The organism is Roseomonas sp. 18066 (assembly GCF_902706185.1).
In the GTDB taxonomy this organism is placed as follows: Bacteria; Pseudomonadota; Alphaproteobacteria; order Acetobacterales; family Acetobacteraceae; genus Pseudoroseomonas.
In genome coordinates, this window is record NZ_CACSJM010000038.1 from 12,918 (window position 1) to 26,892 (window position 13,975).

The 13,975-nt window shown below is 71.2% G+C and carries 12 protein-coding genes; 6 read left to right on the forward strand and 6 right to left on the reverse strand.

Annotated features, from left to right (window positions below; genetic code table 11):
- Positions 1 to 20 precede the first annotated feature (20 nt).
- Genes GVN67_RS10160 through GVN67_RS10180 form a run of 5 tightly spaced genes read right to left on the reverse strand, consistent with a single transcriptional unit; the run spans position 21 to position 7,235 of the window.
- A complete protein-coding gene (locus GVN67_RS10160) occupies positions 21 to 1,586 on the reverse strand; it encodes an ABC transporter substrate-binding protein (RefSeq protein ID WP_159995433.1) in 1,566 nt (521 codons plus the stop codon).
- A 47-nt stretch (positions 1,587 to 1,633) separates the two neighbouring features.
- Positions 1,634 to 2,377: an SDR family NAD(P)-dependent oxidoreductase gene (locus GVN67_RS10165; RefSeq protein WP_159995435.1), complete on the reverse strand. Its 744-nt coding sequence runs from the start codon at positions 2,375 to 2,377 to the stop codon at positions 1,634 to 1,636.
- Complete coding sequence (locus GVN67_RS10170) at positions 2,374 to 4,377, reverse strand: hydantoinase B/oxoprolinase family protein (RefSeq protein WP_159995437.1); 2,004 nt, start codon at positions 4,375 to 4,377, stop codon at positions 2,374 to 2,376. Before GVN67_RS10170 ends, GVN67_RS10165 begins: the two co-directional genes overlap by 4 nt.
- Positions 4,377 to 6,422, reverse strand: a complete 2,046-nt coding sequence (locus GVN67_RS10175) for a hydantoinase/oxoprolinase family protein (protein WP_159995439.1) — start codon at positions 6,420 to 6,422, stop codon at positions 4,377 to 4,379. The genes GVN67_RS10170 and GVN67_RS10175 overlap by 1 nt, the downstream gene beginning before the upstream one ends.
- Positions 6,423 to 6,425: 3 nt before the next feature.
- Positions 6,426 to 7,235 carry an IclR family transcriptional regulator gene (locus GVN67_RS10180; protein ID WP_159995441.1) on the reverse strand — a complete coding sequence of 270 codons (810 nt, stop codon included), beginning with the start codon at positions 7,233 to 7,235 and terminating at the stop codon, positions 6,426 to 6,428.
- A gap of 174 nt (positions 7,236 to 7,409) precedes the next feature.
- On the opposite strand from GVN67_RS10180, the gene GVN67_RS10185 reads away from it, so the two are divergent.
- The gene (locus tag GVN67_RS10185; RefSeq protein WP_159995443.1) at positions 7,410 to 7,628 is read left to right on the forward strand and encodes a hypothetical protein; all 219 of its coding nucleotides are present in this window, start codon (positions 7,410 to 7,412) and stop codon (positions 7,626 to 7,628) included.
- 44 nt (positions 7,629 to 7,672) lie between these two features.
- Here the strand turns inward: GVN67_RS10185 and pepT are convergent, their stop codons facing one another.
- Positions 7,673 to 8,911, reverse strand: a complete 1,239-nt coding sequence (gene pepT / locus GVN67_RS10190) for a peptidase T (RefSeq protein WP_159995445.1) — start codon at positions 8,909 to 8,911, stop codon at positions 7,673 to 7,675.
- Between the two features lie 149 nt (positions 8,912 to 9,060).
- Between pepT and GVN67_RS10195 the strand changes: the two genes are divergently transcribed.
- The 5 genes from GVN67_RS10195 (at position 9,061) to GVN67_RS10215 (ending at position 13,958) form a co-directional block, all read left to right on the forward strand.
- Positions 9,061 to 9,753 carry an SDR family NAD(P)-dependent oxidoreductase gene (locus GVN67_RS10195; protein ID WP_159995447.1) on the forward strand — a complete coding sequence of 231 codons (693 nt, stop codon included), beginning with the start codon at positions 9,061 to 9,063 and terminating at the stop codon, positions 9,751 to 9,753.
- Between the two features lie 78 nt (positions 9,754 to 9,831).
- Positions 9,832 to 10,683: an IclR family transcriptional regulator gene (locus GVN67_RS10200; RefSeq protein WP_159995449.1), complete on the forward strand. Its 852-nt coding sequence runs from the start codon at positions 9,832 to 9,834 to the stop codon at positions 10,681 to 10,683.
- A 30-nt stretch (positions 10,684 to 10,713) separates the two neighbouring features.
- Positions 10,714 to 11,844: an iron-containing alcohol dehydrogenase gene (locus GVN67_RS10205; protein ID WP_159995451.1), complete on the forward strand. Its 1,131-nt coding sequence runs from the start codon at positions 10,714 to 10,716 to the stop codon at positions 11,842 to 11,844.
- Positions 11,845 to 11,859: 15 nt separating this feature from the next.
- On the forward strand, positions 11,860 to 13,062 hold the full coding sequence (locus GVN67_RS10210; RefSeq protein WP_159995453.1) for an exo-alpha-sialidase: 1,203 nt from the start codon (positions 11,860 to 11,862) through the stop codon (positions 13,060 to 13,062).
- Positions 13,059 to 13,958 (forward strand): dihydrodipicolinate synthase family protein, encoded by a 900-nt coding sequence (locus GVN67_RS10215; protein WP_159995455.1) that lies wholly within the window; start codon positions 13,059 to 13,061, stop codon positions 13,956 to 13,958. Before GVN67_RS10210 ends, GVN67_RS10215 begins: the two co-directional genes overlap by 4 nt.
- Positions 13,959 to 13,975 lie beyond the last annotated feature (17 nt).

Genomic DNA, 13,975 nt, shown 5'->3' on the forward strand with positions numbered 1-13,975 from the left:
GCCCGGGCTGCCCCGCGGCCTCATGCCTTGCCTTGCGCCCAGCGCAGGTCCTGGCCGTTGCTCACCGGCGAGAAGCGGATGCCTTCGACATCGGCGGCATAGGGGCCGTACCACTTGGTGTTGTAGATGAAGATGCCGATCGCACGGTCGTTGACGATCTGCGTCACCGCCGCATAGAGCTTCTGCCGTTCCGCCTGGTCGCTGCTGAGCAGCGCCTTGTCGAGCAGGGCGTCGACCTCGGGGTCCGAGTAGTAGCTGAAGCTGCGGGTGCCGCGGTAGCGCGAGCCGACCAGCTCGCCGACCCAGTTGTTGGGGTCGACGTAGTAGGTGCTCTTCCACAGCGGCACCAGATCGGCCTGGGTGTCGGCGGTGCGCATGCGGCTGGAGACCACCGACCAGGGCGAGACCTCGACCCGCGCCTCGACGCCGATCTGGCGCAGCGTGTTCTGGAACAGCACCGCCGCCTGCTCGGATTCCGAGAAGCCGGCCAGGGCGTTGATGGTGATCGGCCGCAGCGGGCCCTTGACCTGCTTCAGCTCCTCCCGCGCCTTGTCGAGGTCGAAGCTGTAGCCGGCCAGCCCCTCCGGCGAGCCCCAGAGCGGGTTCGGATTGGGCCCCGGATTGCGCGCGACCGAGCCGCGCATGATGTCGCGGATGAAGCCCTCATAGTCGAAGGCATAGGCCAGCGCGCGGCGGAAATGCACGTCGTCCAGCGGCGCCCGCGTGGTGTTCAGCGCGAACTGGAAGACGCGCAGCGATTCATGCTCGATGATCTGCACGTTGGGCGCGCCGCGCAGCCGCTGGATCTGGTCATAGGGCAGGTAGCCGTCGACGCCCTGGTAGTCGCCGCGCTGCAGGCCCAGCACGCGGGTGTTGGTCTCCAGCACCGTGCGGAACTCGACCTCCTCGAAGGCGCGCTCGCCCCAGCCGGCGAAATGCTCGCGGAAGCGGCGCGCGCTCCAGCCCACCGCCGGGTCGTAACGGCGCAGCGCGTAGGAGCCGCTGCCGGCCTCGTTGCGCGCCAGCCAGGGCTCGGCCCAGTCGTCGCCCTTGGCGTTCTTCTTCACCAGCTCGCTGTTGACGACCAGGATGTCGGGCACGGTGCCGAGGAAGATGGCCGAGGGCTGGGTCAGGTTGAACTGCACCGTGCGGGCGTCGACCGCCTTGGTGCTGCCCGGCTTGATCACGTCGAGATAGAGGCTGGCCGGCCCCTTCTTCAGCGCCAGGATGCGCTCCAGCGAAAACACCACATCCTCGGCGGTGACCGGCTTGCCGTCGTGGAACTTGGCGCCCTGGCGCAGGGTGAAGGTATAGACCTTGCCGTCCTCGGAGACGGTGTGGCTCTCGGCCAGCCAGGGGATCATCTTCGGCGGGTTGTCGACCCAGCGATACAGCCCGTCATAGAGGTTGAAGCGGGTCGCCGCGCGCGCCGTGTCGAAGACGGTGTGCGGGTCCATGTTGTCGTAGGGGCTGTTGTTCGCATAGACGAACTTGGCCGGGGCGGCGCGGGCCGGGGCAGCGCCCGCCAGCAGCGTTCCGCTCGCCGCCAGCGCGGTCTTCAAGGCAGTCCTACGCGTCGTCGCCATGGCTTCTGCTCCTTGATTGGCGCGGTGGGGTGGGCGTCGTGCGGGCCTCAGGGACTGCCCGAGACGGAGATGGTCTGGCCGGTGATCATCCCGGCGAAGTCGGAGGCCAGGAAGATCGCCGCATGCGCCAGGTCGTCCGGCGTGCCGAGGCGGCGCATCGCCACCCCCTCGACCAGCCGCGCCTGGCGATCCTCGCTGTAGGAGCCCCATTGCCGCTCGTAATCCGGGCTGGTGCGCTGGAAGCCCGGCGCCAGGCCGTTGACGGTGATGCCGAAGGGGCCGAGCTCCTGCGCCAGCTGCCGGGTCAGCCCGATCTCCCCCGCCTTGCCGGCGGCATAGGCCTGGATGCCGGTCAGCGAGGTGCGCAGCCCGGCGCCGCTGACGATGAAGATGATCCGTCCGGATTTCTGCGCCTTCATCCCCGGCACCACGGCCTGGGCGGCCAGGAAGGCGCCGGTCAGGTTGATGTCGACGATGCCGCGCCAATCGGCTTCCTCGACCTCCTCCACCGGCCTGGCCGACTGGCCGAGCACGCCGCCCGCCACATAGACCAGCGCGGCCGGCGCCTGGCCGGCGGCGGCGGTGGCGCCCGCGACCCAGCGGCGCACCTCGGCGCGGTCGACCAGGTCGACCTGGCTGGCCTCGACGGGCAGGTCGGCCATCTCGGCCAGCAGCCGGTCGGCGGCGAAGACCCGGGCGCCCGCCTGGGCGAAGCCCAGCGCGATGCCGCGGCCGATGCCGCGCGCGGCGCCGGCGACCAGCACGGGGCGGCCGGCGAAATCGATCTTCATGCGGCGTCCCTCCGCGTCACCGGGCCGATCTGCGGATGCCGCGCGGCGGCGGCGGCGAAGCCGCGCTCGATGGCGGCGACCGGATCGGCCTGCGCCTGCGCATCCGCCGCCATCTCGGCGAAGACCTCGTGCTTCATGAAGAAGCGCCATTCCACCGGCAGCGCGAACAACAGTTCCGCCAGCCGGTCCCAGGCCGCCTCCGACCAGATCTTCTCGAATTCCTGGCGGGCGGCGTCGAACAGGATGGCCTGGGGTTCCGGGCGCGGCGTCGCGCGCAGCGCCCCGGTCGCGGCCGCGTCCAGCGCGCCCGCGGCGATGACGACGCCATAGGCGCGGGCGCCGGCCTCGGTCACCTTGCCCTCGGCCACGTCCTGCAGCACGGCCGCCAGCGGCCGGGTGAAAGGATCGCCCCAGCCGCCGGCGCCGGAGGCGGAAATGCTCAGCACGTCGCCCGGGGCGCAGCGCACCACATCGGTGTTGCCCAGCGCCTCGGCGCGCGGCGTGCCGGGGTTGCGGGTGAAGCCGCAGGTGGCCCCCGGCGCGCCGCCCTGCGCGCCCCAGGAGGAGAAGCGCACGCGGTCGCGGTTGCGCGCGGTGACCACGCTGTTCGGCGTCGCCAGGCGGAAGGTCATCTGCGTGCCCAGCCCGCCGCGGTGATGGCCGGCGCCGCCGCTATCCGGCATCAGCCCGTAGGACAGCACGCGGATCGGCACCTCGGCCTCGGTGATCTCGACCGGGGTGTTCTTCAGGAAGGAGTTGGAGCCGTCGAGCCCGTCGCCTTCCGCCGCGCCGCCGCCGCCGCCGGTGATCGGGTTGATCGAGGCCATGGCCAGCCGCCCGGTCCGCGCATCGGTGGTGCGCACGTTCAGGATGCCGCCGCCGCCGGCGGGCCCGGCCGGCAGCCGGTCCGGCAGCGCGCGGGAAAAGGCGCCGATCACCATGCCCTGGATGCGCACGCAGGTCAGGCTGCGCATGCCGGTGGCCGCCGGGTGCTGCGGATTGACCACCGAGCCCTCGGGCAGGATGCAGCGCACCGGCCGCGCCAGCCCGCCATTCAGCGCGACCGTGGGATCGAGCGAATAGACCACGTAGTTGTAGCCGACCAGCGGCAGGATATGCCGCGGCAGCCCGCCGGTCGGCATGTTCAGCGCCGATTGCAGCTGCGGGTCGGAGCCGGTGAAGTCGAAGACCGCCTCGTCGCCGGCGATGCGGATGGTCAGCTTCAGCCGGCAGGGCACGCCGCCCGGGCTGTCCTCGTCGATATAGTCGGTGAAGCCATAGTCGCCATCGGGGATCGAGGCGAAGAGGCGGCGCGCCTGGCGCTCGGCCAGGTCCAGCACGCCATGCATGCCGGCGATCACCGTCGCGGTGCCGAAGCGGGCCACGGCCTCGAGGATCTTGCGCTCGGCGGTCTTCAGCGAGGCGATCTGCGCCTTCAGGTCGCCCCAGTTCTGCTCCGGCATGCGGACGTTGCGCAGCATCACCTTCAGCAGCGTCTCGTCCATCACCCCGGCCGAGACCAGCTTGCTGGGCGGGATGCGGATGCCTTCCTGGTGCACCTCGGTCAGCGCCCGCGACAGCGAGGCCGGCACGGCGCCACCCATGTCGGTGTTGTGGATATGGCCGACGGCGAAGCAGACCAGCGTCTCGCCGGCGAAGATCGGCATCCACAGATGCATGTCCGGCGCATGGGTGCAGACGAAGCCGGAATAGGGATCGTTGGTGATGCAGATGTCGCCGGGCCGGTACTCGTCGAAGGCGCCGATGGCCCCGGCATAGTCGAGGCCGATGAACCAGGTGGCGCCGAGGTCCTTCGGGCTGGCGAAGGTCTGGCCATCCGGCGTGGTCAGGCCCGAGGTGAAGTCCTCGGTCTCCTTGACGAAGGCGGAATGGGCGGTGCGCAGCAGGGTATAGGCCATGCTCTCGGCCGCGGCCTCGAAATGGCTCTTCAGGATCTGCAGCGTGACGGGGTCGAGCACCGTCTTCTGGTGGCTGTCCATCACCCCTCCCCCCGCCGCAGGATCAGATTGCCATAGGCGTCGACGCTGCCGGCGAAGCCCGGCGGCACCCAGCTGGTGGTGTCGTCCTGCACGACCACCGCGGGCCCGGCGAAGCGCGCGCCGGGCGGCAGGGCGTCGCGGCGGAACAGCGACGCCTGCAGCAGCCCGCCGCCATGCGTCACCGCCACCAGGGCTTCCGGCGCCGGCTGGCTGTCGACCAGCCCGGCCGCGGGCAGCGCGGGCTTCGGCGTGACGCCGGCGATGACGACGCGCAGCGCGACCAGATGCACATCGGCCTTGGCATCGGCATGGCCGTAGATCTCGGCATGGCGGGCGTGGAAGGCTTCGGCCATCCGCGCATGCGCGCCGCCGGCGATCCATTCGGGCTCCAGCGGCACCTCGATCTCATAGGACTGGCCGCGATAGCGCATGTCGGCGGTCACCGTGACCAGCGCCTCGCCGCGATGGCCCTGGCTGTCCCGCAGCCAGGCACGCGCCTCGGTCAGCAGCCCGTCATAGGCCTCGGCCAGGGCCGGCATCGCGGCGGCCGCGACATCGAGGAAGACAACACGGAGAAAATCGGAGCGCAGGTCGGCCAGCAGCCCGCCCAGCGCCGCCAGCACGCCCGGCGTACGCGGCACGATGACGGCGGCCATGCCGAGCTCCTCCGCCAGCAGGCAGCCCAGCATCGGCCCGGCGCCGCCGAAGGCCAGCAGGGCATAGCCGCTGGGCTCCTCGCCGACCTGGGAGAACAGCCGGCTGACTTCACGATACATGTTGGCGACGGCCAGCGCGATCACCGCCTCGGCCGCCGCGGCGCCGTCGCGGCCCAGCGCCTCGCCGATGCCCTCCAGCGCCGCCACGGCCGCGTCGCGATGGATGCGCACGGCGCCATAGCCGAGCTCGCCGGCGCCGAGCACGCCCTTCACCGCGAAGGCGTCGGTGATGGTGGCCTGGACGCCGCCGCGGCCATAGCAGGCCGGGCCCGGCACCGAGCCGGCGCTGTCCGGCCCGACGCGCAGCACGCCCAAGGCGTCGACCCCGGCGATCGAGCCGCCGCCGGCGCCGATCGAGGAGACCGAGACCGTGGGCAGATAGACCGGATACTGGCCGACCAGCTCGCCGGCGCGGAAATCCGGCATGCCGTCGCGCAGCAGGGCGACATCGGCGCTGGTGCCGCCGACATCGAGGCTCATCACCCGCGGGAAGCCGGCCTGGCGGGCGACGAAGCCGGCGCCGATGGCGCCCGCCGCGGTGCCGGACAGCAGCATCTCGATGCCGCGGGTCTTGCCGGCGGCCGCCGTCATCACGCCGCCATTCGACTTGGTGATCATCGGCGCCACCGGGACGCCGCGGGCGGCCAGCGCCTGCTCCAGCCGGGTGATGTAATGCGCGACGCGCGGCTGCACGGCGCCATGGATGCAGGCGGTGATGCTGCGCTCGTATTCGCGCACGATCGGCCAGACCTCGGCCGAGCAGAACACCGGCAGGTCGGGGCGCAGCCCGTTCAGGAAGGCCCTCGCCTGCCGCTCATGCGCCGGATTGGCATAGGCATGCAGGAAGGCGATGACGATGGCCTCCGCCCCGCGCGCCTCGGCGATGGCCAGCGCGTCGCGCAGGCTGTCCTCGTCCGGCGCGGTGTCGGTGCTGCCATCGGGGTTCATCCGCTCGCGCACGCCGATGACGCGGTCGCGCGGCACCAGCGGCGCCGGGCGGCGCGAGAACAGGTGGTAGGGGTCGGGGATCTTCAGCCGCGCCAGCTCCAGCACGTCGCGGAAGCCCTCGGTCACCAGCAGCGCCAGCTTCGCGCCCTTGCCCTGGATGATGGCGTTGACGCCGACGGTGGAGCCATGGGTGAAATAGCTGACCTCGGTGGGCGCCATGCCGAAGCGGCGCTCGATTTCCTGCAGCCCGTGCAGCACCTCCTCCCCCGGCGCGTCGGGGCGCGACAGCACCTTCAGCGTCGCCAGCGCCTGGCTGGCCTCGTCGAAGACGCAGAAGTCGGTGAAGGTGCCGCCGATATCGACGCCGATGCGATAGCCCACCTGTCAGCTCCCTGCGGCGACGGCGAGCGGGGCGCGCGCGGCGCCGCCCAGCCGCGCGGTGATGGCGGCGGCCGCCTCGACCACGGCGCCGGCATAGGCGGCGCGCTCGCGGTGGAAGCGGTCGGTCAGGCTGGCCAGGTTCAGCGCGGCGACGGCCCGGCCGGTGCGGTCGAAGACGGCGGCCGCGACCCCGGCGCCGCCCTCGGCATATTCGCTCTCGATCTCGGCGAAGCCCTGGGCGCGGGCGGCGGCGATGAGGGCGCGGATGCGGCGCGGATCGGTCTCGGTCGCCGGGGTCAGCGCGGCCAGCGGCGGCGCCAGGCAGCGGTCGACCACGGCCTCCGGCGCATGCGCCAGCAGGACGCGGCCCATCGCCGTGCAATAGGCCGGGCAATCGGCCGATCCCGGCTCGTAGCGGATCTCGCGCGGGCTCGGCACCTGCACCAGCAGCCGCACCGACAGGCTGTTCAGCAGCACGCCGAGATTGACCGTCTCCTGCGTGCGCGCCACCAGCGCCGCGATCACCGGCCGGGCCACGGCCGCGACCTGGCGCGACAGGCCGCCCAGCCAGTCGCCCTCCTCCTGGCCGAAGGGATGCGCCAGGGCGTAGCGGTCCTCGGCGTCGCGCGCGACATAGCCGCGCATCGCCAGGGTGCGCAGCAAAGCCAGCGCGCTGCTCTTCGGGATGCCCAGCTCCTGCGTCACCTCGAACAAGGCCAGCGGGCGGCGGGCGCAGCCGAAGAATTCCAGCAGGTCGAGCACGCGCTCGGCCGACTTCACACCCTCATGGGGCTTGCTGCCGTTCACGGACATGCACGACGTTTCCATGTCTGAATGACGACATGGGCGTGACAGGGGTGTCAAGCGCGAAATATTCCGGCCCGGGAAGAACGCTGGGCCGGCCGGCCGGCGGGCCGGGATGGCGGCTTCCGCTGGCCCGGGGCCGCCGGATCGGCTACAGCCGACAGGCTTTCCAGGAGCCCTGCCATGGCCGAAATGGTCCACCCGCAAGACGATCCCTTCTATGGGGAGCTGCGGGCCTTCGCCAATCGCGACGGCTTCGTCGTCATCGAGATGAAAGAAGAGTCCGAGGCGCCCTTCCTCGTGCTCAGCGCGCTCGAGGCGGCGCGGCTGATGGCGGCGATGCGCGCTGCCATCGCCGCCATCGATTCCGACGTGCAGAAGGCGATGCCGCCGGAAGACTGATCAGGCTTCGCCCCGCCGCCGGATCAAGGCGGCGGGGCGGCGGCTCAGCCGGGGCTGGCGGCCAGGGCGCAGATCCGCTGCGCCACGCGGAAGGAATCCGCGAAGGCGCCGACCGGCAGGAACTCGAAGCGCGAGTGGAAGTTCAGCGCGCCGGTGAAGAAGTTCGGCGTCGGGATGCCGCGCGCCGACAGCGCCGAGCCATCGGTGCCGCCGCGCATCGGGATGACCTTCGGCGCGATGCCGAGCTCCTCCAGCGCCTGCAGGATCAGCTGCACCGGCCGCCGGTCATTGCCGAGCGATTCGGCGATGTTGCGGTAGCTTTCCTCGATGCGGCAGTCGATGCGGGCGCGCGGGAAGCGCTCGCGGATCTCGGCCACCGCCTGCTCGACGAAGGCCTTGCGCTGGTCGAAGCGCAGGCCGTCGAAGTCGCGGATCGACATGGCCAGCCGCACCGTGCCCTGGTCGCCGCTGATGCCGTTGAACCACCAATAGCCCTCGCGGCCCTCGGTCTGCTCCGGCGTCTGCAGCGGGTCGAACAGCTCCATCAGCGACTTCGCCACCAGGATCGGATTGACCAGCACGCCCTTGGCCGACATCGGATGCGCGGTGACGCCGGTGATCTCGATGGCGACGCTGGCGGCGCTGAAGGTCTCGTAGACGACCTCGCCCCGCTCACAGCAGTCGATGGTATAGGCGAAATCGGCCGGAAAGCGGTCGAGCTGCAGGATCTTGGCGCCGCGCAGCCCGATCTCCTCGTCGGGCACGAAGGCGATGGCGATGTCGCCATGCGGCGGCCGTTCCCGCACCAGCGTCGCCAGCAGCGTCATCACCACCGCGACGGCGGCCTTGTTGTCGGCGCCGAGCACGCTGGTGCCGTCGCCGAAGATGATCTCCTGCCCCGCATAGGGCAGGATTTCCGGATGCTCGGCGACGCGCAGCCAGATGTCCTTCGCGGCATTGAGCAGCAGGTCCTGGCCGTCGAAGCGCAGCCGCTGCGGGTGGATCTCCGGCGACAAGCCGACATCCACCGTGTCCAGATGCGTGACGAAGCCGATGCAGGGCGCGCCGGGCACCGTGCCGCGCAGCATCGCCGTCAGGTTGCTGTGCTCGTCGAGATGGATGTCCGCCAGCCCCAGCGCCTGCAGCTCGGCCTGCAGCAGCGCGGCGAGCTGGCGCTGGCCCGGGGTGCTGGGCACCACCTTGGCGCGGGCGTCGCTCTGGCTGGTCACCGCCAGGTAGCGCGTGAAGCGCCCGATCAACTCTTCTTCCAGTGCCGTGGCCATCCGCAGCCTCCCCCTTCTTGGCAGCCGCCAGGATAGAGCCGGGCGCCGCGCCGCGCGAGATGGGGCCAGAATCCCCAAGGTTCGGATTGCGAACTATTGTTGCGATCTCTAGACCTTGCTCGGAACCCCCGAGGGAAGGAACGCGACCCATGCCCAGCGACACCCCCAGGCCGCGCCATGCCGTGGTCACCGGCGCCAGCTCCGGCATCGGCGAGGCCATCGCCCGCCGCCTGCTGGCCGAGGGCTGGCAGGTCACCGGCCTCAGCCGCGGCGCGCCGGCGATCACGGACCAGAACTTCGCCCATCGCCCGGCCGACCTGGCCGATCCCGCCAGCCTGGCGGCAGCGATCGACGGGCTGTCCGCCACGGCGCTGGTGCATGCCGCCGGCCTGATGGGCGCCCAGCCGCTCGGCACGCTGGACCATGCCCGCGGCGCCATGATGTGGCAGGTGCATGTCCAGGCCGCGGCCCTGCTCGCCGATCATCTTGTCCCCGGCATGGCCGATGGCGGCCGCATCGTGCTGCTGGGCAGCCGCACCGCCAACGGCGCCACCAATCGCAGCCACTATGCCGCCAGCAAGTCGGCGCTGACCGGGCTGTCGCGCTCCTGGGCGGCCGAGCTGGCGCCGCGCGGCATCACGGTGAACCTGGTCTCGCCGGCGGCCACCGACACGCCGATGCTGCGCGACCCGGCGCGGGCGCATTCGGTGCCGAAGCTGCCGCCGATCGGCCGGCTGATCCGCCCCGAGGAGGTGGCGGCCACCGTCGGCTTCCTGCTGTCGCCGGAGGCCGCGGCCATCACCGGCCAGAACATCGTGATCTGCGGCGGCAGCTCGCTGTGAGCCGTGCGGAAGCAATTGACAGCGGAGCGCCCCTGGCATGATGATCGGATTCAACGAACAAGTGTTCGGATACCGAACATGACAGAGGAAACGGTGACGCCCGCCACGGCAGAGGCGCCGGCCCCCAAGGGCGCCGGCAATCCGAAGAACGTCGTCCAGTCCGCGGCCAAGGTCTTCGCGGTGCTGAAGGCCTTCGGCCCCGACCTGCCCGAGCTGACCCTGGCCGAGATCGCGGCGCGGGCCGAGCTCGACCGCGGCACCGCCTTCCGCCTGGTGCACACGCTGGAAGACCTGGGCTACCTGCGCGCCGTCCCCGCCAGCCGCCGCTTCCGCCTGACGCTGAAATGCCTGGAGCTCGGCTTCTCGGCGCTGGCCGCGCGCGGGCTGCCGGACCATGCCCGGCCGTTGCTGCGCGAGCTGGTGCCGGAGCTGGGCGATGCCGCCTCGCTCGGCGCGCTGGAGGGCGGCGAGGTCATCTACCTGGCCCGCGTGCAGCATGGGCTGGAGCGGCATGGCGTGCAGCGCCCGGCCGGCGCCCGCGTCGGCGCCTATGCCACCGCCCTGGGCCACGCGATCCTGGGCTTCCTGCCCCGCGACCAGCAGGTCGCCCATTTGGAACAGCGCGCCCGCGTAAAACTGTCTGAAAGAACACTGACAGACATGGACGCGCTGCTAGCGCGGCTCGATGCGGTGCGGGCGCAGGGCTACGCCATTTCCGACGGCGAGAACGCCTATGGGCTGCGCACCGTCGCCGCCCCGATCCTCGACGCCGAGGGCCAGCCCTATGCCGGCATCAGCCTGACCATCGAGGCCAGCCGCGCGCCGCTGGAAAGCTTCGTCGCCGCCGGCCTGCCGCGGCTGCAGGCGGTGGTGGCCGAGCTGTCGGCGGCGACCCGCCTGTCGCTCGGCGCCATCGGACTGCGCCCCTAGCCCATGACCTTCCTTCCCGCGGAGCCCGCCATGACCGGCCTGACCACCCCCATCGAGATCGCCCGCCCCGCCATCATCGAATTCGGCAGCGGGCTGGTGGCGAAAGCCGGCCATTGGGCGCGCGCGCGGGGCTACAGCCGCATCCTGGTGGTGGCCGACGCCTTCAATGCCGGGCGCGTCGACCTGCTCGACCTGCCCGGCGCCGTCACCATCTTCGGCGAGGTGAAGCCCGAGCCCGACCTGCCGAACCTGGAAAAGGTCCTGGCAATCGCCGAGCAGGTGAAGCCCGATCTCGTCATCGGCTTCGGCGGCGGCAGCGCCATGGACCTGGCCAAGCTGGTCGCCGTGCTGCCCGGCAGCGGCCAGTCCTTCGCCGAGGTCGTCGGGCCCGAGAAGGTCAAGGGCCGCAGCGTCGCGCTGTTCCAGGTGCCGACCACCGCCGGCACCGGCAGCGAGGGCGGCACCCGGTCCCTGGTCACCGATCCGGCGACGCAGAACAAGGCGGCGGTGCAGAGCCGCCACATGCTGGCCGATATCGCCATCGTCGATCCCGACCTGACGCTGACCGTGCCGGCCGCCGTCACCGCGGCCACCGGGGTGGATGCCATGGCGCATTGCGTCGAGGCCTTCACCAGCAGGAAGGCGCATCCGCTGATCGACCTCTATGCGCTGGAGGGCATTCGTCTCGTCGGCCGCTTCCTGAAGCGCGCGGTGGCTGACGGCAACGACCGCGAAGCGCGTGCCGGCCTGGCGCTGGCCTCGATGTATGGCGGCTTCTGCCTGGGCCCGGTGAACACCACCGCCGGCCATGCGGTCGCCTATCCGCTGGGCACCCGCCACCACATCCCGCATGGCCTGGCCTGCGCCCTGGTCTTCCCGCACACCCTGGCCTTCAACGCGCCGGTGGTGCCGGAGAAGACTGCGCTGGTGCTCGAGGCGCTGGGCCTGCCGGCCTCCTCCGACGAGGCCACCGTGCGCGACGCCACCCACCGCTTGTGTGCCGATCTCGGCATTGAGATGCGGCTGTCGGCGCTGGGCGTGCCGCAGGGCGACCTCGAGACCATGGCGACCGAGGCGCATGCCATCCGCCGGCTGCTCGACAACAATCCGCGCGAGATGAGCCGGGAGCAGATCCTGGCCCTCTACGCCGCCGCCTTCTGAGAGAGGTCCAGGCCCATGATCAGCACCGACTCCTCCGGCAAGCTGGCGCTCGGCGAGACCGGTCACGTGCTGGCCGCGCCCGACGATGCCGCGCGCCGCGAATGCTACCTGCCGCCGGCGACGGTGCAGAGCCATGCCGCCAACCTGACGCCGCTGGCCGACGGCTCGCTCGGCCTGGTCTGGTTCGGCGGCACCCAGGAAGGCGTGCCGGATATTTCGGCCTACTTCTCGCGCCTCGAGGGCGACCGCTGGTCGGCGCCGGTGCGGCTGTCGGACGACCCGACCCGCTCGGAGCAGAACCCGCTGCTCTTCCCGGCGCCGAATGGCGAGCTCTGGCTGATCTGGACCGCGCAGATCTCCGGCAACCAGGACACCGCCATCGTCCGTCGCCGCGTCTCCATCGACCACGGCCGCAGCTGGGGCCCGATCGCGACGCTGTTCGGCGAGCGCCCGGGCGGCGGCACCTTCATGCGCCAGCCGGTCACCGTGCTGTCCAATGGCGACTGGCTGCTGCCGATCTGGATCTGCACCAGCACGCCGGGCCGCAAATGGGTCGGCGACGAGGATACCAGCGCGGTCATGATCTCCTCTGATCAAGGCCGGACCTGGAAGGAAGTCGCCGTGCCCGACAGCCTGGGCTGCGTGCACATGAACATCCTCGACCTGCAGGACGGCACGCTCGCCGCCTTCTACCGCAGCCGCTGGGCGGACAATGTCTATGTCTCCCGCTCCAGCGATCTCGGCCAGAGCTGGAGCGCGCCGGAGCCCACCGAGCTGCCGAACAATAATTCTTCCATTCAGGTGGCGCGGCTGCAGAACGGCCATCTGGCCATGGTCTTCAATGCCAGCAGCGCGGCGGATGCCACCGAGCGGCGCCTGTCGCTCTATGACGACATCGAGGATGACACCGACGACGGCAAGGTGGTCGGCGCCATCGACGCCAGCCGCCGCAGCACCTTCTGGGGCGTGCCGCGCGCGCCGATGACGCTGGCGATCTCCGAGGATGGCGGGCGGACCTGGCCGCATCGCCGCAACCTGGAGACCGGCGACGGCTACTGCATGACCAACAATTCGCGCGAGGGGCTGAACCGCGAATTCTCCTACCCCTCGATCACGCAGACGGCGGATGGCCGGCTGCACATCGCCTACACCGTCTATCGCCAGGCCATCAAATACGTCTCGGTGGCCGAGGCCTGGGTCAAGGAGACCGCCGCATGACCACAACTGCCCTGCGTGGCCCGAGCGGCGTCTTCAGCGCCGCCCTCACCCCGCTCGACGCGGATCTGAGCCCCGACCACGCGGCCTTCGCGGCGCATGCCAAGTGGCTGCTGGCCGAAGGCTGCGACGGCATTGCTCTTCTGGGCACCACCGGCGAGGCCAACTCCTTCTCCGTCGCCGAGCGGCAGGCGCTGCTGGAAGCGACCGTCGCCGCCGGCGTGGCGCCGGAAAAGCTGCTGCCCGGGACGGGCGTCGCCGCCTTCACCGAGACCGTCGCGCTGACGAAGCACGCGCTGTCCTGCGGCGTCACCACCGTCGTCATGCTGCCGCCCTTCTACTACAAGGGCGTCTCCGATGACGGCGTCTTCGCCGCCTATTCGGAAATCCTGCAGCGCATTGGCGACAGCCGGCTGCGCGTGGTGCTCTACCACATCCCACAGATGTCGGCCGTGCCGATCAGCCACGCGGTGATCGAGCGCCTGCTGGCCGCCTTCCCCGAGACCGTGGTCGGCATCAAGGATTCCTCCGGCGAGCTCGCCAATATGGAAGCCATGGTGGCAAAATTCCCGGGCTTCTCGGTGCTGGCGGGGGCCGATCCGCTGCTGCTGCCGCTGCGGCGCAAGGGCGGCGCCGGCTGCATCACCGCCACCTCCAACCTGGTCGCGCGCGACCTGGCCTTCGTCTATGCGCATGCCAACGACGCCGCCAAGGCGGCCGAGGTCGATGCCGCCCAGGCCCGCATCGTCGCCGCCCGCAACAAGGCGTCGAAATATCCGCAGATGGCGTCGCTGAAGGCGATGACCGCGCATCGCACCGGGGATGCCGGCTGGATGCGGCTGCGCCCGCCGCTGCTGCCGCTGACCGAGGCCCAGGCGAGCGAGCTCGCCCAGGCCTGAGCTTTCGCGGCGCCGGT